Origin of the sequence: Paenibacillus terricola, from assembly GCF_014779765.1 — a bacterium.
In the GTDB taxonomy this organism is placed as follows: Bacteria; Bacillota; Bacilli; order Paenibacillales; family Paenibacillaceae; genus Paenibacillus_T; species Paenibacillus_T terricola.
Genome location: NZ_JACXZA010000004.1, coordinates 584,939 through 609,035, shown reverse-complemented (window position 1 = coordinate 609,035; position 24,097 = coordinate 584,939). Strand labels below are relative to the sequence as shown.

The following is a 24,097-nucleotide window of genomic DNA, read 5'->3' as shown; positions in this document are numbered from 1 at the left end:
TGGAATACAAAAACAATGGGCAACCTGGCAATCTTAATCCTAGTGATTTCCCCCCAGGAATGAAGACCCATAGCTTTGCGTCGCTGTATTTCTACAGTTTTGCCAATATGTTCGATTAATACAGAAACAACTATTTACAATAGTAATTTTAGTATATTTTAACCATAAATACAATTAATTTATTGATGATTATCAATAAAATACCCGATATGTTGAATCATTTCACCTTGATAGGCATTTCGACCTATCTTACTCTTGGATAAATTAGCGATCTTCTCGCCTATCTCCGCTTTCATCAATTCCACCCGATTTATATTTTCTTGTTCCATCTCTATGCAATCCCTCAGTATATCTAGTTGCTCGGGCGTATATCCACTAAATGAATCCGAGGTGACTTCATCGATTTTCTTCCTAATATCGGCTTGTTGATCTTGCAATAAAAGAAGCAAACCATGGTTTGCTTCTTCCTTCAGATTAATTTGTAGAACTGAATGGGCGACATCCTTCAGCTCTTTCAGCAATTCATCTACTGTTTTCATAGTGATGATACCATTCCGCCTTGACCCAACTCTTTCAAAGCCTCAACCCATGTGTCGCGAAGCTCTGATATTAAATGAATGCAGTCTTCCGCAGCTTTAATATCTTGCTTCACATTCGCCTCTATGAGCTTCTGATTGATAAAAGTATACAGCTGACTTAACTGCACCGACAATTCATATTCCATCTTCAGGGTTGACTGAAGCTCTTCAATTATATTTTGTGCCTTTACAAAGTTTACATGCTTTCCTTCATAGTCCCGCTTCTCGATGCTGATTACAGCTAGCTTGATAAACTTTAGGCATCCATTGTAAAGCATAAGCGTCAATTGTCCCGGAGAAGAAGTTTGAACTTTCGTATGCAAATAACTATTTTGTGCCTGCTGCATATTTTATCTCACCTTTTTTCGTCAATGATAGCTCCCACAGTTAGCTCTTTCAGCTTTTCGATCAAGTCTATAAATTTCTCGGAAGGGATCTCATGTACGACTTCATTCGTTTTCTTGTCTAGAATTTGCACAATGACATCGTGTGTCGCCTCATGAATTTTGTAATGGAACGTATGCTCTGTTCCCTGCACGGCTCGGTTCGCTTTCTCAATCGCTTTAACCAGCGCCTGTTCACTGACGGACAGAATATTAGTTTTACCTTTAACCTTCAGAACCTGATACTCCCCGGCTACTCGTTGAAATGAAGCAGACTCTTTGAACGTTTGTGACTGAACCGGCTGTACTTGAGTTGAAATTTCCATTCTACTCACAGCCCTTTCATTATCCGAATTGTTGCGATAGCCAAGCCATTTGAGCGTTTCCTTTATTCACAGCCGCTTCCATATTAGAGAACATTTTATAGTAGAACTCTTCGCGTTTGTCCAACATAGTATTCTTACTGATTATGTTTTTATCAATATCGGACATTTGCTTTACTAGGCTAGCTGCCGTTCCTATACCGCCATTAATTTTGCGAGATACTTGCGTCATAGCTGTGTTCATTGTTTCGTAGACTCGCTGAAGGAGTCCTCGATCCGAACCTGTTCCTTGTTTGGTTAATAGAGAAACGACAGCGTCAGGATCTGCTTCGATTGCCGCCCGAAGCTTCGTCTCGTCGATTTGCAGTTTGCCATTCTCAGAGGAACCGATAACGAACATATTCGTTTTAATACCAATTTCACTCAATGTGTCATAATTCGTGTTTACACCAGTGCCTGTTAGAACGGCAGATGGAATTCCACGCATATCACTGAGTACAGTCCGTAGGATAGAATCATTACGAAGCAATCCTTCCTTCGCTTTGTTCTCCCAGTTTGTAATATCAGTCTCGTTCATGGCAGCTTTCTCGTCTGAAGTAAGCGGTCTATAATTGTTGTCAACTTTTTCTGTTAAATCACCGTTCACAGAAGTGACCATTTCATTATATTTGCTTACAAAGTCCTTGATCTTAGTTACCATTTCATCCGTGCTAAGTCGAACAGTATTACCATTGGAATCCGTCTTCTTCCAGCCGCTTGAAAACCTCAAAGTCGATATTGATTCGCGCATTGCCGAAAACTTGAGGTTAAAGCCAGTGTAGGCATCTACTTTCCATTGAATGGTCTGCTTCTTCTGCTGCAGCTTATTCACAGGAATACGTTCGGCTTTCATAAGCTCTTTAACCATTGACTCTACGTCAAGTCCCGAACTCATACCGGTCAACCGAATAGGCACGTTGTCCCCTTCTTTCCGTAATCTTCTTCTTTAATATATATATCGAATTCATAGTGACATTAATTTATAGACCGTTAGTTAAAATTTATGAGAACAAATACTTATGTCCTATGTGCTATCTTCATAACTTATCTATTAAAAAGGGGTCCACAAATATCGTGGACCCCTCCTTGCTGCAATAAATGAATTAACGGAGCAATTGCAGTACGCCTTGTGGCGCTTGGTTAGCTTGCGCAAGCATTGCTGTCGAAGCTTGTTGCAGGATGTTGAGCTTCGTGTAGTTCATCATCTCTGCAGCCATGTCCGTATCGCGGATACGGGATTCTGCTGCTTGCAGGTTTTCTGCGTTCACGCCAACGTTATTGTATGCATGTTCCAGACGGTTCTGGTAAGCACCCAGCGTCGAACGCGCCGTATTGATCGTAGAGATGGCAGTATCAACAACACCGTTTTCTGTACGAGCATCAGTTTGGCTCGTAATTGTTCCGAAAGTGAGGCTCTTAACATCGATTCCGCTCATATCAAGTACGATTTGGTCAGCATCTTTACCTGCCGTTTGAATCGTGACATTGCCACCTGTGCCGTCGAGCAACGTAATGCCGTTGAATGTGAAGTTCGTGCCAATGCGGTTGATTTCACCAGCAAGGTTGCTGTATTCGTTTTGAATCGCAGCGATATCATCAGCCGCAGTCAACGTTCCGTTCGATGCTTGAGTAGTAAGTTCCTTCATGCGTGTCAGCATATCGGAAACTTCGTTCATCGCACCCTCGGCTGCTTGTACCATCGAGATACCGTCTTGCGTGTTGCGCATACCTTGGTTCATTGCACGGATGTCAGCACGCATTTTTTGGGAGATCGACAGGCCTGCTGCATCGTCAGCAGCACGGTTGATGCGGTAGCCCGAAGAAAGTTTTTCGCTGGACTTGCCTTGTTGGATGTTGTTGAACACCAGGTTACGATGCGAGTTCATTGCGTTAAGATTGTGGTTGATAATCATGATTTATTTCCTCCCTGAATTTGTATTATCCACTTCCTTGTGGAGCAGTCGTTTCCGCCTGCATAATTATCATCGGCAGTTTTCGAAGAAGAGTTTATAGTTTTCTAATTATATTTTTATTTTTATCCGTTTTTTTGCGACTTTGTACCCATTCCTTCAAATCCTTCATACTCGTAGAAGTCGATATAGCTTTTCGATTGGATGCTTTGACATCCTCCATGACTTCTTTTCGCACTATACTATATTCTCTTGGCGCTTGGATTCCGATCTTTACTTGGTCTCCTTCGATCGCTGTAATAACAATTTCGATATTCTGATTAATAACGATCGTTTGTCCCCTCTTCCGGCTCAATATGAGCATGGTCAGATCCCGCCTTCCGTAGTGGGGAATAGAGCCGAATGAATCAAATACGATGTATCATTCAAAATGACCTGTCTTCCGTGACCAGTCTTGATGTTTATTACGATCGGTGCTACCAAATTAATTGTAGAACGACTAAATGGCTGATTAATAGTAACAATGGTGAATACAGCAACATCATCCGGCTTTTCGATTTGCAACCCTGCTATCACTTCATCGTTTAATTTAAATTCGTAATCCTGATAAAAGTGAAAAGGTGACACAACTATAAAGCCAACGCTTTCGTTCTCTTCGCTCTGCAGCAGTAGGAACCCCGCCTCATCATCCATTTCTTCTACCCGAAAGTAGCGGAATTCCGTAAATCCAAAAATACTATCCCCCAAATCCAGTTTTTTATTTATTAACACATTCATCGCTTAACCTCCAAACCCGATTTCGATCTTATTCACATCCAGCTCTAAAACAGAAACATAAAAATTCAAGGAATCAATTTTTCACTACTCAATCACAATTAATGGTCGTTAAAAAACAATGCTATAGCTTTCGCTATAGCACGCCTACTTATACCAATCGTATGGTGTAACCTGTATATTGATTTCATTCTTCTGGCGCATATATATTTCAAAATTCCCACGTTGCGCCTTTATTTCCGGTCGATGCGGTGTGTAGTCAATTTGGACAGCTGATGCCTCAATCTCCGTATGAACAGTGCCAGGTTCATACTCTACCTTTACATTATTGTAGCCGGGAGCCTTGATCTGATAATTGACCGGATTGGACCGGAATAACGCATCCTTCGCTAGATCCGCAAATGCACTGCGCGGATTCGTAATATCCGCCATTCGCCGTCCCTCTTCAACCTTCCTTGCCAGTTGCTGCAAAAAAATGGACGGCATTTGGCTATAAATCCCGCTGTTCCATTCCAGATTCGGTCCGTGTCCGAGTGCGTGCCACGCCTCGGTCGAATCAATCGTCAGTTTCGAGGACGTAGATTCAAACTCCATCTTTGCAGCAGGCTGCTCAATTGCTTGCTCTCCAGGGGATGAGTTGATTTCCAAACGAGATGGCTCCGAGTGGATTCCAATTGCAGCATAGGTCTGCCGAATCGACAATCTTAAATCATTCATGGCCTCCATCTGCCCCCTTGTTCCTCAACATCAATTCAAATAATCAACTAGCGTTCTTTGAATCACTTTTGCACCAACTGACAAGGAAGCTTGATAAACCGCTTCTTCTTGATTAAACTTCAGAATCGTTTCCGCCATATCGGCATCCTCTGTTTTGCTTTGCAGCTCTGTCAAGTTATAGTTCAAGTCCTGCATACGCTGATCGATAAGGTCAACCCTATTAGTTCGTGCCCCAACTTCCGAACGCGTATTGATTATCTTTTCGTAACGGGAATTCAACTGATTAGCAGCAGTCTGCAATGCAGCTTTGTTGGCTGTCGGAGTCAAGGAGTTGTAGATATCCTTTAAGGTTTTAAAGAGATTATCATTGTCACCCGTCTTGCCGAAGACTTCCCCTCCGGTTATATCAACAGCAACCGTTACCCCCGCAGAAAACCTTACCTTAACGGTTTGATCGTCTGTATCTGGAGCAGCAGCAGTAGCTGCAGTAGCCGAATCATACGGCTCGATATCCGTCATCTGTCCATTAAAAATATATTTGCCATTCAACTGGTCATTGCCAATCATAATAGCCTGCTCATAAATTTGATTTATCTCGACAGCGATTGCATCCAATGCAGTCTGCGGATTCGTGTCGTTCTGAGCTTGAACCGCCAACTCTTGCGCTCTTTGGACTAGTTCGCTCAACTGTCCCAACACTGTATCCGTGTGTTCTAACTGGGATTTGGCCTGTGCGATGTTTTTGTCATACTGCTCGTTCATCGAAAGCTCGCTGCGATAGCGCAGCGAATAAGTGATGCCGACCGGGTCGTCCGATGGCTTATTCAGCTTACGGCCTGTCGACTGCTCATTCTGAAGCCCCTGCATGCGGGTCAGGTTATGGTTGATGTTGCGCATGAGCTGGCTCTGCATCATGCCTGGCGTTACGCGAAGTGCCATGTTCGGTTCCTCCTCGGAATATAGGCTGGCTGATTCATTTAGGGTAAAGGCGGGCTACCGATGCCCGCCCCTTAACCGCTAAATAGGTGATTAACGTCCCACTACGCCCATGCCGTTAATGACTTTGTCCAACGTCTCGTCAATTGCCGTCATGAAGCGTGCCGCAGCGGAATAGGCATGCTGGTACTTAATGAGATCCGACATCTCTTCGTCGAGCGAGACGCCGCTGACCGATTGGCGGCGGGAATCGACTTGTGTTACGATATCCTGTTGGTTCGTTGACTGACGATCCGCCTCTTGAGACTGAAGACCTAGTTGACCAATCATCGATGCATAGAATTCGTCGATCGTGCCGTCCGTAATGCCGTTCTGACTTGCAATCGGCGTGAATTTGAATTTCGTCTCCTTCAGCCCTGCCATGAGGTTCGCCAATGTGTTGTTACCTTTGACCGTCTCTTCGTTGCCGTTCAATATGACGGTTCGCATGGAGGTCGCGATATTCATCGGATCGTCGACGATCGCTTGACTGAGACGGATATTGGCAGCCGTGAACGTGCCCGATCCGTCGCTCGTCACGAATATATCACCTGCCTGCTGCGGAGCGGCAGAAGGCGCATTGAACAGGAAGCCCAGCTGATGAAGCCCGTTAATGCCTTTGACCGTAACCGTCTGATCTGCCGCCAAAGTTGTTCCTTGGTAAGTCGAACCCGCAGGTAACGTGAGTGTAATCTCACCGTTCGCAAGCGTGTCCACCATGGCATCGAGCTGACTCTGATAGTCGGTTACGATCTGGTCGCGCGAGACGATCATCCCTTCAATTTGTCCGCCGACGACGCCTCCGCCATTGAACTGCGCTTCTAGCGCGTCGACACTAGTGCCGACAGCATTCACCCCGTCTACCAGCGTGATGCCGCCAACGGAAACATCGTAACCGTCCGATGTGTTGACTACCGATACATTGATCATTTTGGACAGTTGATCAACCAGGTAATCGCGCTGATCCATCAGGTCGTTCGGATTATCGCCATAGGCTTCCAGACGTTTAATCTCGAGGTTCAAATCCGCGATAGAACTGGACATTGAATTGATCTGGTCCGTCATTGTCGAAATACTCGTCGTCAAATCAGCCTGCAGGTCCGTCAGATGCTTGCTTGTCTCGTTGAATGCATCGACGAGGGCAAGCGCGTTCTCCCGGACGATTTTACGACCGGTAATGCTCTCGGGATCTTTGCTGAGGTCGGTCCATGATTTCCAGAAGTTATCCATAACGGTACGCACACCGGAATCGGATGGCTCGTTGAATACAGACTCCAACTTGCTTAGTGAATCAGCCTTAACTGACCACTCTCCCAGGCTGCGGTTCGCATTGCGGAATTGGTCATCCAGAAACTTCTCGCGCACACGCGTAATGGACGTGAACTCGACGCCGGTGCCGAGCTGGCCCGGGATGTTGCTTCGCATATAGCCAGGCGCCTCGATCGGACGCGAAGCTACGAGGTTAACACGCTGGCGGGAAAAGCCTGGGGTGTTTGCATTCGAGATATTATGGCCCGTTGTGCTGATGTTCGCCTGTTCTGTGAATAGGGCACGCTTGGCCGTTTCTATGCTATGGAATGTCGATCTCATCCGTTACACTCCTTACTGTCTCATAGGGTAGCAACCATTGCCTGGCGCTCCGTGTTCTTGTAATCTCGCTTACCGTTTGATATCTAGGCCGTAACCCTGCGACTTCCCGTACGCGAGCGACTGCGGATGCTTATAGGTGTACTCATCGTTAGGATCGTCTGTCAGCAGCTGAATGGAGAAATCGAGAAACGACAGCGATTGCTCGATAAGTTGTTGATTCTGATCATTCTTCCTCTTCAGCTCATCAAGCAGATCTACCAGTATTCGGTGATAGCGGGATAAAGCGACTTTGTCGTCCGCATTGGTAACCGCCTTAATCAAATCGCTGAGTTTGCCGAGACGATAGTGCGATCTCATATTGGCAAAAAAAATGTTCGTATGCTGCATGCGAGAAAACTCGAGTTCCTCCGACCGCTTAACCAGCTTGCGCTCCTGCTGCAATATCGCATTAAGCTGCTGAACATCATTGCTCACGAGTACGGGCGTCTTCTGATTGGCAAGTTCGAGCAATTGCTCATACACCTCGGATTGCTTGTGCAAAATGTCTAAAATAACTTGTACTGACATCTGGTGTCACACCCGCTTCTAGTTCTTATTCCGATACAAGTAAGGAAGCAGCTTCTCCGCAAGCTTGCCGGACTCTACATGGTAGGTCCCGGTCGACACTTGATTCTTCAGCTCGTCGAGCTGGCGTTGACGCTCAGGCGACTTTGCGCCTTCGACATTCTGCGACTGCAGCATTTCCATCGCTTCGGATGAAATTTGCAAGTTGTCGCGCTTCTGCTTGTTATTCGTTTGAGCAGCGCGCAAGTCGCTTTTGTTCCGGTATGGATTGACGGCTCCAAGCCGCTGGGTTTCATTGATTTTCATTATTAATCGCTCCGTTCACTCAGGCCTAAAAATAAAACTGGCCGATAATCAACTACTTGTATTATCGGCCAGTGTATTGGATTTTTTTATAGAATGCAAAAAGTGTATAAATGTTAGGTCGTCCTACTCACGTTCATAGGTCTGGTAGGTCCCGCTACCGTTCTTGCTCGCAAAAGACGACTTGTTTTTATCGATATTAAGCTTGTTAATATCTTTGATCAGTCGCGAACGGCAGGACTCGCATAGGTTGCCCTCGCGGATTAGGTTGGTACATGTCTCGCATGGATAACCCATGTTGGGTACATCCATAAGAGAAATACGGCCTTCACGTATAAAACGCGTAATCTGCGCGATGCTGACTTCGGTAGCTTCTGAAAGCTCGTAGATAGTAGCACCGCGGTTCTCGCGCAAATAGTTGGCGCACATCTCATACTTCTGATCTTGTTCTTTGATGCAAGCCGGGCACATATCACGGACATTCTTCGTGTATAGTCTTCCGCAGCGAGGACAGTTGTCAATATTCATTACGTCATCCCCCTTGGCCCATACGGCCGCTTCGTTTGATTAGCCCTATTTTAACGCAGATGAATGGTATTTTCATAGAGGTTTTGTGTCGATTATACAATTAGCTTGTCGAAAGTTCATGATCGCGCCAAAGTTATCGCATAAATATCCAGCTGCAGACGTGGTGCTTGGCTGCCGAATGCCTGATGAAGCGCCGCTGCGCATGCCTCAATTGTACTGCCAGTTGTATAGATATCGTCAACGATAAGTAGACGAATAGGATGCCGCGGGACGGATCGGTGGTTTGGAGATGGAATCAATCCCCGGCTTAGACAATTGGAGATGAATAAAGCGACTACCTCGGGATCCGCGGTAAAAAGGCCATCGACGCTCTTCAGTCGCGCGAGGCGGGACTGAAGGCTCTTTTTCTCCGAGTGCCTCGTCCTTACTAGAAGCTCAGCCATCGGGATTCCTCTTCTAGCACTTAACTGAGAAGCGATTCGCTCCGCCTGATTGAAGCCGCGCTCCATCAGCCGATCCGAGCTGACCGGGACAGGGATGACGGCATCCCAACGAAGAGTCGGCCTTCGACTGCGAAGCTCCCGATCAAGCCGTATGTAGGCGACGTCAAGCATGTCCGCGAGCGGGTGAACCAGCCGCTCGTCTCCGCGGTATTTGAACAGAGCAAGCCACTCCCGAACGGAATCATCATAGCGAACAGCGCTTCGACTGATTATGAAATGAGCATCGCTCCTTCTCCTGCAATCGGGACAAGGATCTGGCCGCCCGCAAACAGCACAAGCAATATGCGTTATCCATGGAACAGCAGCCGAACAATTGCGGCAGAGCTGGAGCAGCCTTGCATCACGCGGGAGTGACGTACGTAGGAATGGATCGGGATCAGACCTTCGAGCCGGCATTTGACATAACGGACATGGTGCATGCGATTCGCTTAAGAGGTCGCCTAATACGCCCGCAAAGCGACGAATGGATTGGATGATGGGATTGCGAGACATCTGCATAGGGTTATCCCTCCTGCCTATGCGTTGTAGGATTCGGCTGAAGCAAGTAGCCATTGCGTTTGGCCTCGCGGTTCATGCTTCGGATCTGGGCAATAGCTCGACGCTGGGATTGGCTGCTTGTAGAGGCGAAGAAATAAACTCTCCCGTTCGGATCGTCGGCAGACCGGCCTGCCCGTCCCGCCATCTGGACAAGCGACGATTCATCAAATAACTTGCCGTCCGCATCAAGGATGAAAACATCGCTGAACGGTACCGTAACACCACGTTCAAGAATAGTCGTCGTAACAAGGACGCGGATCTCCCGATTGCGAAAAGCTTGCACGCGCTGCGCTCGTTCTGCATCCTTCGAGGAGGTTGCACCGATCGAAATGTCAGGAAGCGCAGCTCGAAGCAGCTGAGCCAACGGCTCTGCATGCCGGATTTGCTGGACGAATACAAAACACTGAGCGCCCCGGGTTAGAGATGCAGCAAGACGGGCAAGCAATGGACGCGGCAGCTTGCGCTTAGTCAGCAGCTCCGATACACGCGGCATTCGGGTTTGGAGAGGAACAGGCAGCGGATGGCGATGAAACCTTACCGGCACCCGTGCGCAGCCGACCTTCCCTCGTCGGACATCCCGCTGCATCGCGCGGGGAGGTGTAGCTGACAGTAGAATGATAGCCCCGCCAGGAACACCAACCTTTGCCGCCGCATAATGAAGCCGTTCGTCGCCATGGTAGGGAAAGGCATCAAGTTCGTCTATAATGACCAGATCAAACCGCTCTTGGAATCGGAAAAGCTGATGGGTCGTTGCGATGGTAATATCACCATCCTCCCAGCGCTGTTCACTGCCACCGTATAAGGTGACAACATCGGCAGCAGGAAAGGCGCGCCTAATACGAGGATCCAGCTCCAGTACAACGTCCCGGCGCGGCGTTGCGATCAAGGCTCGCCCGCCAGCCGCAAGCGCCGCCTCAATGAGCGGGAACACCATCTCGGTCTTCCCGGCACCTGTTACAGCCCAGATGAGGAACTGCAACTGTGAGGCGACGTTTGTGAGGGGCTGCCGGGATGCAGTAGTTAGCCTCGGCCGCGCGTAGCGCAGCGCCGCTTCGGCAGCAGCCTGCTGCGCGGGGCTTAGGCCCCACCGCGCAGCTACCGCCGTCGGCGCGTGCACGCTGTGCGCACTCGCCGCGGCAACGGCAGGCGCCGCCCCAGGCATGGCGGCGCCTTGCGCGTCTGCGAGGCCTGCCATGCCTCCACCCAGGATCAGCAGCCCGCATTCGCGGCTGCGTCCCATGGTGAGGCAGGCCTCGCAGTACGCGCAAGCGGATGAACCGCACGCTGCGCATGCGGTGCGGTTCATCCGCGCTTCGCCGCTGCCGCATCGCATGCAGCGGCGAAGCCAACGCCCGCGCCGCATCGGCGCGGGCAGCAGCAGCCGGCCAAGCGGCGAAGCCGCCGGCTGCTGCGGTGCGACTGCGCATCGCAGTCGCACGAGGCCGCGAAGCGCGGCCCATTGGAGCGCGGGAGCCAGCGCGCTCCAGCCGCCGGCGGCGACCGCCCGGCATGCTGGCGGTCCCGCGGCGAGCAGCTCCTGCGCTTCGCTTAGCAGCGCAGCCCGTCCTTGCAGCCGATCGGCAATCGCCTGTACCAGACCATCATCGATCACCCTATAATTCTCTCCCTCGAAATACCCCCATTCACTTTGTCCTTGCACTTGCACTTGTCCTTGTCCTTGTCCTTGCACTTGTCCCTGCACTAGCCCTTGCACTTGCCCTTGCACTCGCCCTTGCACTTGCCGTTGCCCTTGCCCTTGTCCTTGCACTTGTCCCTGCACTAGCCCTTGCACTTGTCCTTGCACTTGCCCTTGCCCTTGCACTTGTCCTTGTCCCTGCGCTTCCCCTTGTCCTTGCACTTGCACTTGTCCCTGCACTAGCCCTTGCACTTGCACTTGTTCTCGTTCATTCCCTCGAATATGCCCTTGACCTAATCTTCCCGCTCCCCTAAGTCCTCGCCTCAGACCCCCTCCCCCAACCACAACCCGCTCCGTCCAATTCTCCTCGCCCTTCCCTCTAATCTCGAACCCTACCGCCGCCTGAACGACTTTCCTAAACGCTCGCACCGCCGCCAGCTCTTCAGCAATACGGCCACCGTTCTCTGTCTTCCATCTTGCAGCCGCCTCCTCGGCCAAGCCAAGCGGCAGCAGCGTACGCCACACATGCAGTACAATTTCCGCTCGCTCTTCTTCTCCCGTCCTTGTGTCTATCCTGCTTCCCTTTTGCCTTCGGTCCCCCTCACTCGTCCCTACCTCACTCCTTTCCCCCTTTTCTCCTCCTGCCCCCTCCCTCACCATTAGGTCACTCCTGCCTTCCTTATCCCTCCCATCTCCCTGTCTATCGCTGCCTAGCAGCCCTCCATCATTCCTTTCACCAGACACTTCACACCATTCCTTCCCCGCCAGCACTCTCTCCCAATAAGCCAAATCAACCTCCATCGCAAGCGTCCATCTTACCGACCAACTGCCTCTCGCTCGTACCAAATAAAGCTGAACCTTCATTTTCATTCCCCTCTCCCTACTCCGCTGATTTTCTCCTGAAAACGCAAAAAAGCACGCTCCTTCGCCGTTTCCGGCGTAAGGAGTGTGCTTCACGTCCTAATCATCAATTGCTGCCTATTCATTTAACTTTCAATCCACTGTCTTACTATCAATTGTTTCAACTAACTTTCTATCCATGTCTTAACATCAATTGATTCCCACTCAGCTAACTTTCTTCTCATTGTAAATCAATTCCACATCGACACGCAAGCGTATACAATGCTAGCGGCATTGTGACATTGCCTTTGGCTATTGGAATTCTGCGTTCGCCCTTAACAAGCGCTGCTCGTTCAGAACAAAGGCAGCTTCGCCAAATCATCCGGACAGTTCAAATCGACGAATACCGCATGATTAGCACGCGAGGACGGTTCCCCTGCATGGGCAAAATGCGTTCCTCCCGTTCCGCGCTCGATGCCGCTTGCGCGAATGAGCCGATGCGTTTCCGGCGTTACCGACTCTATCGTACAACCGTCCTTGGCGGCAAAATGCCCAACAATCGCAAACGTTTCATCCGATGAACCGCAATCAACGACGGTCACTCGTACATCTGTACCCGAGCGATGAGCGAACCAATGGATCGAGCGGAGAAACCACTCCATTCGCGTCTCTTCATTGCGTGCATATATTACATAATGCCGACTTCTGTTCGTATGACTGCTTCTGCCGTAATATCGGAGTAGGTGCACCGACAACGCCGCAAGCACGTAGCTGCCGAGTACAAGCGCAATTAATGAAATCATCTCGGCCACCTCCTTTATGAGGTCGTTCAAAAAGTGCTGAAAACCGAACTTTTTGAACTCACACTTTATGCGACAATATATGCGCCGCACCGCCCATCGGTTACGGGCGAAAAGGACAACAATATTCGAAAACGACCATAATCAGCTATAAAGGTTCATTTGACCGCGGCTATATATTTAGCATCAATCTTGCATGTTCGCTCTTCCTCATGCTTCATGCCGCGCCTTCTACGATCCCGCTCCTCCGCGACAGCACAATAAAAGCCGTCCTCGGAATGTCCGAGAACGGCTCTGCATTTTATAATTCCAATTATAACGTGACCCAACCGAATTTGATCGAATGAATAACGGCTTGCGTACGATCGTCCACTTCCATCTTTTGCAAAATGCTGCTGACGTGGTTTTTGACCGTCTTCTCGCTAATGAACAAGAACTCGCCGATCGTCTTGTTGCTCTTGCCTTCCGCCATCAGACGAAGCACTTCGGCTTCGCGGCGCGTCAGCGGATTGTCTTCGCTTGCGATGAACTTCACGCCCGGCTCTTTGCTTGCTGCAGCAGCCGACACCGCGCCCATCTCATCGAGATACGTCATGCGGCGCAGCTGATTGATCAGCTTGCCCGTCACCTTCGGATGAATGTACGAGTAACCGTTCATAACGGAACGAATAGCATTAATGAGTGCTTCTGCCTCCATATCCTTCAGCAGATAACCCGTAGCTCCTTTGCGGAGCGTCTCGAACACATAGCTTTCGTCGTCATGAATCGATAGGATAATGACTTTAATTTCTGGGAACATATCGCGCAGCCGTTCGGTTGCAACAACACCGTTCTCGATTGGCATATTGATGTCCATGAGTACGATCTCGGGCTGCGTATGATTACAAAACTCAAGCACTTGAATACCGTTATAGCATTCTCCGATAACTTCGATGTCATCTTCCATATTCAATATGCGCTTCAGACCTTCGCGAAACAATTGATGATCGTCTGCGATTAGCAGCTTGATTCTTTTCTTATCGCCTGGGGTTTTCTGTTCCATCGTCATGTTACTCCTTTCTATCCTGTGCGTTTATAGGAACTTGGATTATAATCTTCGTTCCCTGATTTTTAATTGATTCGATGTCCATCCTCCCCTCCAGCAGCTCGACGCGTTCTCTCATTCCGATTAAGCCGAAATGCGCCCCATTAGTAGATATCGGCTCCTGATGCTCGGCCTGAAAGCCGATACCGTTATCCGATACAATAAATTTAACCAATTGGGCTTGATACGTCATCTCGAGGGACACATACGTCGCATTAGCATGCTTCATGACATTCGTGAACGCTTCCTGGACGAGACGATAGATGCCGGCCTCCATTGCCGAAGGCAAACGAATCTCTCGGCCGACGGTTTCGAATGTGGTTCGAATCCTCGTTTTTTCCTCAAAGTCCTGCACATATTTACGCAACGTAGGGACTAATCCTAGATCGTCCAATGCCATCGGTCTCAGATTGAAAATGATTTTTCGAATCTCTTCTAAGCCGGAGCGTACTTGTGCTTTCAAATCTATTAATTCGTGTTGCACCATTTGAAATTCCTGCTTTACAATCATTCTTTCGGCAATTTCCATCCTTAGAACTAGATTGGCAAGAGACTGCGCAGGCCCGTCGTGAATATCGCGCGCCATCCGCTTTCGTTCCTCTTCTTGCGCAAGAATAATCTTCAGTCCAATCAACTGGCGGTTCTTAGCGGACTCGAGAATTCGGGTTACATGATTGAGGTCGCCTGACAAATACTCCAGTACGACGTTAATCTGCGAATGAATCGTCTGCGCCCGTTCAATGGACAGATCAACGTTCTTCACTCGCTTCTGAAGCTCGTCCCGGCGCGCCTTCAAATGCTGTTCCTTCTCGGCCACCATTATTTTCTCAATCTGAATTTGTGTAGCTTTCTCGTAAGCGGCTTTAATATCATGCTCGTTATATTTGACAAAATCACGACTTACTTCAGTCAAGCGAATGCGCGCCAACCGATACTGACGTTCAAGCTCATCCGCCTTCTTGATGATTTCGGATGTTTCTTGAATAACCGTATTCAGCTCAAGCTCCAGCATCTGCAGCTCCTGGCGCGCCGATTCGCATATTTCGAAAATTTGCACCTTGCTGTCTTCCATGACATTGATCGCATTGCTAATAATCCGATTGATATCATTAATCCGGTTGTCCATGGTTGCGTCGGTTTCCTTTCTACAACGAAAGCTGCTTCACTTTTTGAAAGTGAACTTATAGAGGTTGTTCAATAGTCCAGCTTTTCTATTATAGCAAACTTGCCGCTTTCCAAGGAAACCATTTTCAATAAACAGATTGGTAAACAGCGGATCTTTTTACTTCACTGTAACGGTCTTCGCTGACCCGTCCCAGTTCACTAGCAATCCCAGTTGCTCGGAGATCAATCGGAGCGGTACAAGCGTACGACCATCACGTACCAATGGCGCCGCAGGCGCTGGTTGTCTAATGCCGCCTGCAATAAGATCAGCGTTGCCGATCTGGAGCTCCAGCAGCTTGTCTCCCCGAATAACGGTTACTTTCTTGCTTGTTTGATCCCATGCAACTTCTGCTCCCATAGCATCTGCAATGAAACGAAGCGGAAGGTACGTAACGCCGCTCAACACGATTGGTGCAGTATCCAGCTTAACATCTGCTCCGTTGACCGTTGCGGTCTTCTTATTGATCGTCAGCTTGATCGCAGGGCGCGTTAAATCAGACACGACCGGCGGATAGAGCATCTTCATATCGTCAAAGGCGATCGCCCCAGCGGCAGCACGCTCATCCTGGTCCTGCGCAATGTTAGCCACATACATCCGTTTGATCGTTATTGGCCCTGTTAAGCCGTATGAAGAGAGGTCAACCGTCAGCGTCTTCCAGCCTGTCCAGTCAATCGACTTTGCCAGATCGACATACTGGAGCTTACCCGCTCCATCCTTCACTTCCATCCGCAGCCAGTTGAAGCTTTGGTCGCCATAAACATCGAGTTGCATGCCGGTAGGCGAACCGCTTACCTCTTTGCCATTGCCGTTCAGCACGGCGTATGCTGCAAGCGTCTTCCCGTTGCCAATGCCGCTCGTAAAGTCATACGTTAGCTGAAGCGCATTCGATGCTTCTTTTCCTTGAAGTCCCGATACAATCGCAACCTTGCCAGCCGCACCTTCCGTTCCTTGGAATGTGATACCGTAACCGACTTTCTCGAACGACTCCCACATAACAGGAGCGGAGCCCTTCGTCAGCGTGAGCATGACTGGATAGCCGTCATAGCGTGCGATTGCATATCCTGCTTCCGCGCTATCATTCACGCTGGTAATCGTAATGGCATTACCATTCGTCGTTGCCTTGAATCCTTTGAATTCCCACTTAATCGATTCGGGAGGAACTGTCAAATTAAGTCCGTCTTTTGTCGTAATTTTTACGTTTGCTGTTATATTGGTCCCAGCAGCGAGTCCTGCAGCCGATGCGTCAATAGACATGGATGCAATCTGATCCGCGCCAATTACTGAAACCGGGTATTCGCCCGTAATGCCCGCGGACGCAACTTGGATCGATCCCGATCCGCTCTTCAGCGCTGTGAACGTGTTTCCTGCGAACATTCCGATAGACCCATTCGTTTTCCACTGCTGCTGCAGCGTACTCGCATCAACCGGGTTGTAGTAGCTGTCATATGCTTTAAGTCCGAAAGTCGCCGTCTGTCCGATAAACATCGTGCTTGGTCCGCTGGCTACCAGCCCTTTCAGCGAGCCCTGCGGCGCCGTGCTGTATACGCCGATTCCGTTAGCCACTGGACGCAGATATGTACCGCCGGTCGTTGGATGCGTTACTTTCAGCGCAAACTCGCCGAGCGGACGTTCCACCATCGTCGTCGAACCGCCGCCATCGAGATTGACGCCTTTCCATACGCCAAGTCCGACCATCGCTTCTTGCAGTTCCTTCAGCGACATGCCATTGCGTGTGGACGTCCCTTCCGCTGTGAACAGCAGTACCTTATTCGCGTCCTTCGTATAGCCGACTGCCGTACGATATACGTTACTAGCACCGCTCACACCTGTAATATCACGTGAGAACGTTGCGGCCTTGCCTTGATCGACGAGAATCGTATGTCCGCCGACCATCATTTGCATCGAAGAAGCGTCCACTTTAGCGCCCGTCGTCTTCGAGACAAGATTATAATCGGATGTCACATTCGAACCGACCGTCAGATGCTCTCGCACAAACTTCGCTGCCGTGCCATGCGCACGCAAAATATAACCGTCTGCAGGCGGCGTTACAGTGAGCGTCGTCCCATCCGAGATTTGCTGTACGATGCCGCCAGATACCAGCACCTCGGTTGGCGTTGTGCTGCTGTCCTTCGGATGGCTCGATGCAGCCCACGAATCCGTATATAAATAAATAGAGTTCTTATGGCTTGACTGTTTGTCCGGCTCTGTCGTATAGGCCGATTCATTCATCCCCGCGATAGGGAATGTTGTACCGTCTGCAGCCGTTACGATGCCGTCGAATCCGTAGAGATCAATCGATGGCACCTTGTCCTTCGATACGCTGAACGCATACATGCCCTGAAGCGCCATCGGCCCCGACATGAGCTTGCCGCTCGTGATCTGCGGTCCCATTGGCGAGCCTTCCGAGGAGCTGCTTGTCTGGAACACGTCGGCGTTAATCGCTGCGACTGCGCCCGTTTCCTTCGCCATGTTCAATACGTTATTCAAACTAGCAACCGTGTTGTTCTTGCCGCTGATTGCATTTAATTGCACATAAGGGTTCGTCAAATCAATTTCGACTACATGAATGTTGACTGTCCCAGTACCTGTGAGGGGTGACCATACATAATCAACCCGCTTCACGCCTGAAGCGATCATTTCCTGCTTCTGCTGCGTCAGCTTTGCATTTGCCGTCTTTATCTCAACTGCTGCCGAAGTAGCTGTCGTCTGCGTCTGAACCGTTTCTGCATAAATGACGGCGCCCGACTGGAGCGGCTGCAGCAGCAGTACGCCCCCTAGCGCCAATATGACAAGCTTCGATACGCTTCGCGATGATATCATCTGAAGGTTCTTGTTGTTCACAACCATGTTTTTACGCAACTCTCCCATCCGTAAAGTCTATTAAGTATAGACTACGATACGGTAGAAAAGTTACAGCCGATAGAATAACTCTATTAACGGTGCAGTCATATGAAAAATCCTCTATCAACTTGTCTCCAAAATAAAACGTCCTCCCAAGGATCATCTATCGATCCTGTGGAGGACGTTCTTCACGATTAATTAAGACTGAAGAAACCCGACGTACGTTAACAGCCGTTGAATCATAATGGTTGCTTCCGCACGCGTTGTGTTCGATAGCGGGGCGAATGTTGTCGAGGTCGTTCCAGTAATAAAGCCTGTATAGACCGACTTAGCAACATCCTGCTGCGCCCATTGCCCAATCTGCTTCTTATCCTTGAACCGCTGCAGGTAAGCTGTCGCTGTCTGAGGCAGCGTAACATTGCTGCCTGCTACCGATGCCGCACGGTTCAACATCGCAGCCGCTTCCTGTCTTGTAATAAAGTTGTTCGGCTTGAAGGTTCCATCCGAGTTGCCTTGGACAATGCCCGCCTTCGATGCAGCGCCGACATAAGCGGCAAGCGCTGTATTCGTCTTCAAGTCGGAGAATGCTGCAGCAGCATTCTTATCGCCGGAGAGTCCAAGCCCGCGAGCGATGAACATCGCGAATTCGCCACGCGTAATCGGCTTGCTTGGCTCAAATTTCGACGTACTGCGTCCTTCAACGATATACTTGTTCGCCATCAGCATAATATTCGTATTCGCCCAATGCGAGCTTGTATCGCTGTAAGTCACATTCCCCTTCACGACTGCGTAGCTGTTGTTTCCTTTGCTCATGAAGGATACTTTATAGCTGTTCCCCTCTGTCGTTACCTTCGTCGGCAAGTAGGAGAGAACGTTTGTTGCCGGGTCTACCCACACAACTGCCGCCTGGCGTCCCGTTACCGCCGCCGTCGTTGTGAAGCTTCTTGTCACATACTGCGTGAGATCCGTCCACTCTTTCACCACGCCGCCTGCTGTGACGTCAAGTTCAAAGCGTACCGGGCTAACATAAGTAATCGCACCGGCACGGTTAATTGCACTTGTAAGCGTGTAGGACAAGCTTGGTGCATTCTTGTCGATCTTAACTTGCAAGTAACCCGTTGTGCCCCCGACATTCAGCGTTTTCGCAATTTGTGCATAGTCCAGCGCGTTGCATGGGATTTCATACGTGATATCACCATACTTTACGATGAAGGTTGGCGTGCCGCCTGAGTTCTTGGCGTTCTCCAGCGCCTGCAGCGGAATGGAAGCAAGCCCTGCTTTCTCGGAATCACCAATATTCAGCTGTACCCGCGGGTTCGACGTGCTAATCGAGCGTGCTGCCTTGTAGGCATTGTTCAAGCTCTCCTCAAGGACCGTGTACTGGTTCGCCAGTTGACTGCCTGGTGACATCGACGAGCCAGTCGTATAATGACCTGGCTGCAGGACGATCGCTCCGTCTGGCGTTGCATCGAACGTTCCTCCGCCGCCACCGCCGCTGCCGCCGCCCGTTGATCCCGACGATGTCTGGTTAAATACATTGATGTCGCTAAAGGAAGATACTAATACGCCGGATGTGTTCCGCAATCCGCCTGAATCCGATGAATAGCTGACGGTTACCGTATTGTTCGCTACGATCGCCGTATACAGCGTAAGCGTCACGCTGCTTCCGGATACTTGTACATTGGCGACAGGCGTTGTTAAACCTGCTGTTCTAACGGTGAATTGATTCGTCTTCGGTACATAGGATGAATGCAACGTCTGATTGAACTGCAATGTCAGTGTCGTGCCATTCACAATGGCGGAAGCCACACTTGAATTGCCGGTAGAAACAGCTTGAATGCCGCTGAAACCGCTGGCAAGGTTACCGTTCAAATCTCGCAGCGCCGATGTGCTTGGCACATACGTAACAAGAATATTCCCTATACCTGCCAGTGAGCTTGTCAGCGTCAGAATGACTTGATTATTCGAGATTTCAACCGCATTGATCGTCCTCGATATTCCATTGCCGAGAACCGAGTACGATGATTTTCCTGGCAAATACGAAGTATTCAATCCTTCGTTGTAAGTGAGGATCAAAGTCGAACCGCTTGCCGATATCGATTGCAGAACAGGAGCGGTAGTATCAAGGCTATTCGTCACATAGAAATCGCCAAACGTCTGCAGCGCGTTGCCGTTGTTGTCATACACCGGATATGAACCTTGCGTATAACTGACCGATACCGCGGAATCCGATGATATTGTAGATCCTAAACGAATCAACAATACTGCCCCCGCCTTCTCGATGCCTGCAATGGAAACCGAGTATCCATTAAATTTGACATTAAACTGCGTGTAAGCATAACTATTGAGTGTTGCCAATTCCTGATTGAACGTCAGCATAATTACATTTCCGCTAACGGATCCGCTTATAGGCTTAGGCAGTGTCGTATTAATCGTATTCGTGACGTTCACGTTGGACATACTTGATGCTGTGTTAGCCGACAAGTCCTGAATAGGACGAGTGCCTTTGGAATACGTCAGTCTCACGGTCTGTCCGTAAATAACGCCGCTTGCCAACGTCAATGTGACGGTGTTACCCGAAACCTGTACCTGAATGACGCCTCGCGGCTCATCATTGACCGTCACATAATAGTTGCCCGTTGATGGCACCGATGTCGTATCAAGGTTTTCGTTATAGGTCAGTACTATGGTCGAAGAGCCAGACATAACAGCGTTGCTGAATATTGGCGCAGTGCGGTCCGAACCAACCGTGCCGAACTTCCACTGCACTTCGTTCTGAATGCCTGCGAATCGATTGCCCGCCAGATCGGCTATTGCGCCTTCTGCCAGTTCAACATAATAGGTTGCCGAAGCTGTCATACTCGATTGCGGTGTAAGAATCAGTTTCTTCGAATCCGTTGAATCGAGCGACAATGTCGCATTTATCGCACCTGTGGTCGAACCGCTCCGACGAATGACAGCACTTCCTGTGCTTTTCAGCAGCTGGATAGACTCATTAAACGTAATGGACAGCTTGGAATCAATCGGCACATTGTCTGCTCCGTTAACGGGTGCCAGCGATGCAATGACTGGCGGAACAGAATCCGTCGTCACGCGGAATGACCAATCCGTACTCGCTGTCATGCCGACATAATAATTGCCCGCAAGATCACGGAACGCCTGCGAACCGATTTCCACATAATACGAGGTATTCGTAATGAATGGATTATGGTCGATCGTTATCGTATTCGTTCCCCCGCCCTTTACGTTCGAGGAAGTCAGCATAATTGTCTGGAAGACAGCATTCGTGCTGCTATTCTTGATCACGATGCTGCCGCCGCTCGGATAGACCGGCTCATCGAATGTCATCACAAGACTTGCGGATGCTACCGATACGGCCCCGTTCGTGACAGGGGTTAACGCTGTCACTTTAGGTGCTGTTGTATCAACTCCTGAAGTGGTGGAGAATGTCCATTCTGATGCGTTATTGATGCCTTGATACACCGTACTGCCGGACAGGAATGCTCCTGCATCGACCAGCACATAATAGCTTTTGTTCGATTCAAAAGAAGAATGACGAATCGTAATGACATTTTGATTAATCGAGACTGCACTTGAATTTACGTCAATTTGTTGAAATTGCGAATTGTCCCCAATTCGTTTAATGGTGATGTTGCCGGATCCTTTAGTCAGTGAGGAGAAATTCGTTACGGTCATTACTAAATCATCCGTTGTGTTTATCCCCATTGCATAATTCGAAGGCGTATATTTCACAGTCATAGGCGGCTTTGCCGTACTGAAATTCCAGTTTGAAATACCAGCGTAATTGTTGCCCGCGCTATCTTTGAACGCGCCAGCCGGTACGCTCACTGAATAATCGCTGGAGGATTGCAGACGCAGATCAGGTATAACCGTGATTATGCTAGTCCCGCTACCAGTAACCGATGCTGAGCCGACATCAATGCTCTGCGTATCTCCGCCCGTTCTTGTAATTGTAATATAGCCGGTGGAGGCATAGACGGGCTCATTGAACGTAATGGTCAAAGGCGTTGTAGGTACAACGTTCGTTGCGCTCAGAGCCGGTGAATAGACAGTCGCGTAGGGCGCTGTCGTGTCCGCTGCTCCTACTTCGAAACGCCATGCCGTAGCGTCGCTCAATCCATCGAAGTTCGCTCCATTCGATACATTAACGAAAGCGCCTTGATCAATCCGTACATAATAAGCTAAGCCGGCAGTCAGATTAGTAGGTAGTCCAATCGTCGCCACATACCCAGTCGCGTTAAGCGAGACGTAAGACGAGGACGCTGCAATCGTATTGATTTCCTCGTTCGTATCTACTCTACGGACATGAATATAGGCAGATGAAGATCCCTTAATTACTGGTTCATCGAAAGTAATCTTTAAATTAGCATTGCCTGGAACGTTAGTAGCGCCGTTGGCAGGATATGTGCCTACAATGACTGGCGTTGTCGTCGCAGCCTCTACTTGACCAGACAAACCTGTCCAGTCAGGCATTCCTAGCTGCAGCATAAGAACTGCGGCAATAATGAAGCTTATGCTTCTCCGATAATGTTTCAAAATATCCTCTCCCCAGCAAGACAGTCGTACCTATTTTGTCGGTTCAAGTCGTGGGAAAGTTTAGGTTGCACACGAAAAAACCGAATCGCAATTTGCGATTCGGTTCATATTGGATCACTAGAGCAGCTTAAGCGAGTGCGCCAGCTTTGAGCAGTTCGGCTTTGTCGACACGTTCCCATGGAAGGTCGATATCCGTACGGCCGAAGTGGCCGTATGCCGCTGTCTTGCCATAGATCGGACGGCGAAGATCCAGCATTTTGATAATGCCTGCAGGACGAAGGTCGAAGTTTGCTTTGATGACTTCAACCAGCTTCTCTTCGCTCACTTTGCCCGTACCATAAGTATCGACGTTAATCGATACTGGCTGCGCTACGCCGATTGCGTATGCCAGTTGGATTTCACATTTGTCAGCGAGACCAGCAGCTACGATGTTCTTCGCAACATAGCGTGCTGCGTATGCTGCCGAACGGTCAACCTTCGTTGGGTCTTTGCCCGAGAAAGCGCCGCCGCCATGGCGAGCATATCCGCCGTAAGTATCGACAATAATTTTGCGTCCCGTCAGACCCGCATCACCTTGTGGTCCGCCAATGACGAAACGACCCGTAGGGTTGATGAAGTATTTCGTTTGCTCATCCAGCCATTCCGTTGGAACAACCGGTGCAATGACATGCTCACGGATATCTTTCTGAATTTGCTCCAGCGTAATTTCTTCTGCATGCTGCGTGGATACGACGATCGTGTCGACGCGAACAGGCTTGCCGTCTTGGTACTCGATCGTAACCTGCGTTTTACCGTCCGGACGCAGATAGTCGAGTTGACCGTTCTTGCGAACTTCGGACAGACGACGTGCGATACGGTGCGACAACGCGATAGGAAGCGGCATCAGTTCAGGCGTTTCATTCGTAGCAAAGCCGAACATAAGGCCTTGGTCGCCTGCTCCGATATCTTCATTCTCTTGCTGAACGTCTTTACCGTCACGAGATTCGAGAGCAGCGTTAACGCCTTGCGCGATATCAGCCGACTGCTCATTCAACGAAGTAAGAACAGCGCAAGTGCTCGAATCAAAGCCGTATTTGGCACGGGTATAGCCAATTTCTTTGATCGTGCGACGCACAATGGCTGGAATATCAATGTAGTCTGCTCGGCTGCTAATTTCGCCAATGACAAGCACGAGCCCCGTCGCTACCGACACTTCGCACGCTACACGCGCGTTCGGATCCGCTTCAAGGAATGCGTCTAGTACTGCATCAGAGATCTGGTCGCAGATCTTATCCGGATGACCTTCTGTTACAGATTCCGAAGTAAACAGATGTTTACCTTTCAACGACATCTCATCAACCTCCTAAAACCTTTACTTTATTATGCGCAATAATTGCGTTATGCCCATACACAAAAAATGAACCTTTTCCGGTAGGAAAAGGTTGTTAGTTACAACACTTCTAACATATTA

General features: G+C 49.4%; 21 protein-coding genes and 1 riboswitch. All 21 genes read right to left on the bottom strand.

Translation table 11 applies throughout. The features are described from left to right. Positions 1-15: 15 nt before the first annotated feature. Positions 16-114: riboswitch (cyclic di-GMP riboswitch) on the bottom strand. A 65-nt stretch (positions 115-179) separates the two neighbouring features. The 21 genes from H8B09_RS18910 to metK all read right to left on the bottom strand — a co-directional run bounded on the left by H8B09_RS18910 (position 180) and on the right by metK (position 23,977). Beyond that, entirely contained in the window at positions 180-539 is a 360-nt protein-coding gene (locus H8B09_RS18910) for a hypothetical protein (protein WP_191205093.1), read from the bottom strand. Beyond that, the gene (fliS, locus tag H8B09_RS18905) at positions 536-925 is read right to left on the bottom strand and encodes a flagellar export chaperone FliS (RefSeq protein ID WP_191205092.1); all 390 of its coding nucleotides are present in this window, start codon (positions 923-925) and stop codon (positions 536-538) included. The genes H8B09_RS18910 and fliS overlap by 4 nt, the downstream gene beginning before the upstream one ends. Positions 926-933: 8 nt before the next feature. Continuing rightward, positions 934-1,287, bottom strand: coding sequence for a flagellar protein FlaG (locus tag H8B09_RS18900; RefSeq protein WP_191205091.1), 354 nt, complete (start codon positions 1,285-1,287; stop codon positions 934-936). A 19-nt stretch (positions 1,288-1,306) separates the two neighbouring features. Beyond that, positions 1,307-2,239 carry a flagellar filament capping protein FliD gene (gene fliD / locus H8B09_RS18895; RefSeq protein ID WP_191205090.1) on the bottom strand — a complete coding sequence of 311 codons (933 nt, stop codon included), beginning with the start codon at positions 2,237-2,239 and terminating at the stop codon, positions 1,307-1,309. Positions 2,240-2,426: 187 nt separating this feature from the next. After that, positions 2,427-3,236, bottom strand: coding sequence for a flagellin N-terminal helical domain-containing protein (locus H8B09_RS18890; protein WP_191205089.1), 810 nt, complete (start codon positions 3,234-3,236; stop codon positions 2,427-2,429). A gap of 94 nt (positions 3,237-3,330) precedes the next feature. Further along, positions 3,331-3,597 (bottom strand): carbon storage regulator CsrA, encoded by a 267-nt coding sequence (gene csrA / locus H8B09_RS18885; protein ID WP_191205088.1) that lies wholly within the window; start codon positions 3,595-3,597, stop codon positions 3,331-3,333. Between the two features lie 2 nt (positions 3,598-3,599). Beyond that, complete coding sequence (gene fliW / locus H8B09_RS18880; RefSeq protein ID WP_191205087.1) at positions 3,600-4,010, bottom strand: flagellar assembly protein FliW; 411 nt, start codon at positions 4,008-4,010, stop codon at positions 3,600-3,602. A gap of 144 nt (positions 4,011-4,154) precedes the next feature. Next, a complete protein-coding gene (locus tag H8B09_RS18875; RefSeq protein WP_191205086.1) occupies positions 4,155-4,724 on the bottom strand; it encodes a DUF6470 family protein in 570 nt (189 codons plus the stop codon). A gap of 30 nt (positions 4,725-4,754) precedes the next feature. Continuing rightward, complete coding sequence (gene flgL / locus H8B09_RS18870) at positions 4,755-5,663, bottom strand: flagellar hook-associated protein FlgL (RefSeq protein WP_191205085.1); 909 nt, start codon at positions 5,661-5,663, stop codon at positions 4,755-4,757. 90 nt (positions 5,664-5,753) lie between these two features. After that, positions 5,754-7,289, bottom strand: a complete 1,536-nt coding sequence (gene flgK / locus H8B09_RS18865; protein WP_191205084.1) for a flagellar hook-associated protein FlgK — start codon at positions 7,287-7,289, stop codon at positions 5,754-5,756. Between the two features lie 69 nt (positions 7,290-7,358). Next, positions 7,359-7,856 carry a flagellar protein FlgN gene (locus H8B09_RS18860; RefSeq protein WP_191205083.1) on the bottom strand — a complete coding sequence of 166 codons (498 nt, stop codon included), beginning with the start codon at positions 7,854-7,856 and terminating at the stop codon, positions 7,359-7,361. 18 nt (positions 7,857-7,874) lie between these two features. Beyond that, positions 7,875-8,159: a flagellar biosynthesis anti-sigma factor FlgM gene (gene flgM, locus H8B09_RS18855; protein ID WP_191205082.1), complete on the bottom strand. Its 285-nt coding sequence runs from the start codon at positions 8,157-8,159 to the stop codon at positions 7,875-7,877. A gap of 123 nt (positions 8,160-8,282) precedes the next feature. Further along, on the bottom strand, positions 8,283-8,684 hold the full coding sequence (locus H8B09_RS18850; RefSeq protein ID WP_191205081.1) for a TIGR03826 family flagellar region protein: 402 nt from the start codon (positions 8,682-8,684) through the stop codon (positions 8,283-8,285). 116 nt (positions 8,685-8,800) lie between these two features. Further along, complete coding sequence (locus H8B09_RS18845; RefSeq protein ID WP_191205080.1) at positions 8,801-9,685, bottom strand: ComFC family protein; 885 nt, start codon at positions 9,683-9,685, stop codon at positions 8,801-8,803. Positions 9,686-9,689: 4 nt separating this feature from the next. Further along, entirely contained in the window at positions 9,690-12,230 is a 2,541-nt protein-coding gene (locus H8B09_RS18840; protein ID WP_224753729.1) for a helicase-related protein, read from the bottom strand. A gap of 323 nt (positions 12,231-12,553) precedes the next feature. Further along, complete coding sequence (locus tag H8B09_RS18835; protein ID WP_191205079.1) at positions 12,554-13,003, bottom strand: glycosyltransferase family protein; 450 nt, start codon at positions 13,001-13,003, stop codon at positions 12,554-12,556. Positions 13,004-13,313: 310 nt separating this feature from the next. Further along, entirely contained in the window at positions 13,314-14,042 is a 729-nt protein-coding gene (locus tag H8B09_RS18830) for a response regulator (RefSeq protein WP_191205078.1), read from the bottom strand. 7 nt (positions 14,043-14,049) lie between these two features. Then, positions 14,050-15,210, bottom strand: coding sequence for a sensor histidine kinase (locus H8B09_RS18825; RefSeq protein ID WP_191205077.1), 1,161 nt, complete (start codon positions 15,208-15,210; stop codon positions 14,050-14,052). A gap of 156 nt (positions 15,211-15,366) precedes the next feature. After that, positions 15,367-18,096, bottom strand: a complete 2,730-nt coding sequence (locus H8B09_RS18820; protein ID WP_191205076.1) for a stalk domain-containing protein — start codon at positions 18,094-18,096, stop codon at positions 15,367-15,369. Between the two features lie 192 nt (positions 18,097-18,288). Then, entirely contained in the window at positions 18,289-22,647 is a 4,359-nt protein-coding gene (locus H8B09_RS18815; RefSeq protein ID WP_191205075.1) for an Ig-like domain-containing protein, read from the bottom strand. A 127-nt stretch (positions 22,648-22,774) separates the two neighbouring features. Next, a complete protein-coding gene (gene metK / locus H8B09_RS18810) occupies positions 22,775-23,977 on the bottom strand; it encodes a methionine adenosyltransferase (RefSeq protein WP_191205074.1) in 1,203 nt (400 codons plus the stop codon). Between the last annotated feature and the right edge of the window lie 120 nt (positions 23,978-24,097).

Bases quoted from the DNA above. Each gene is read 5' to 3' on its own strand.
- H8B09_RS18910 (WP_191205093.1), bottom strand. From the start codon at position 539: ATGAAAACAGTAGATGAATTGCTGAAAGAGCTGAAGGATGTCGCCCAT.
- fliS (WP_191205092.1), bottom strand. From the start codon at position 925: ATGCAGCAGGCACAAAATAGTTATTTGCATACGAAAGTTCAAACTTCT.
- H8B09_RS18900 (WP_191205091.1), bottom strand. From the start codon at position 1,287: ATGGAAATTTCAACTCAAGTACAGCCGGTTCAGTCACAAACGTTCAAA.
- H8B09_RS18890 (WP_191205089.1), bottom strand. From the start codon at position 3,236: ATGATTATCAACCACAATCTTAACGCAATGAACTCGCATCGTAACCTG.
- csrA (WP_191205088.1), bottom strand. From the start codon at position 3,597: ATGCTCATATTGAGCCGGAAGAGGGGACAAACGATCGTTATTAATCAG.
- fliW (WP_191205087.1), bottom strand. From the start codon at position 4,010: ATGAATGTGTTAATAAATAAAAAACTGGATTTGGGGGATAGTATTTTT.
- H8B09_RS18875 (WP_191205086.1), bottom strand. From the start codon at position 4,724: ATGAATGATTTAAGATTGTCGATTCGGCAGACCTATGCTGCAATTGGA.
- flgL (WP_191205085.1), bottom strand. From the start codon at position 5,663: ATGGCACTTCGCGTAACGCCAGGCATGATGCAGAGCCAGCTCATGCGC.
- flgK (WP_191205084.1), bottom strand. From the start codon at position 7,289: ATGAGATCGACATTCCATAGCATAGAAACGGCCAAGCGTGCCCTATTC.
- H8B09_RS18860 (WP_191205083.1), bottom strand. From the start codon at position 7,856: ATGTCAGTACAAGTTATTTTAGACATTTTGCACAAGCAATCCGAGGTG.
- flgM (WP_191205082.1), bottom strand. From the start codon at position 8,159: ATGAAAATCAATGAAACCCAGCGGCTTGGAGCCGTCAATCCATACCGG.
- H8B09_RS18850 (WP_191205081.1), bottom strand. From the start codon at position 8,684: ATGAATATTGACAACTGTCCTCGCTGCGGAAGACTATACACGAAGAAT.
- H8B09_RS18845 (WP_191205080.1), bottom strand. From the start codon at position 9,685: ATGCAGATGTCTCGCAATCCCATCATCCAATCCATTCGTCGCTTTGCG.
- H8B09_RS18840 (WP_224753729.1), bottom strand. From the start codon at position 12,230: ATGAAAATGAAGGTTCAGCTTTATTTGGTACGAGCGAGAGGCAGTTGG.
- H8B09_RS18835 (WP_191205079.1), bottom strand. From the start codon at position 13,003: ATGATTTCATTAATTGCGCTTGTACTCGGCAGCTACGTGCTTGCGGCG.
- H8B09_RS18830 (WP_191205078.1), bottom strand. From the start codon at position 14,042: ATGGAACAGAAAACCCCAGGCGATAAGAAAAGAATCAAGCTGCTAATC.
- H8B09_RS18825 (WP_191205077.1), bottom strand. From the start codon at position 15,210: ATGGACAACCGGATTAATGATATCAATCGGATTATTAGCAATGCGATC.
- H8B09_RS18820 (WP_191205076.1), bottom strand. From the start codon at position 18,096: ATGGTTGTGAACAACAAGAACCTTCAGATGATATCATCGCGAAGCGTA.
- metK (WP_191205074.1), bottom strand. From the start codon at position 23,977: ATGTCGTTGAAAGGTAAACATCTGTTTACTTCGGAATCTGTAACAGAA.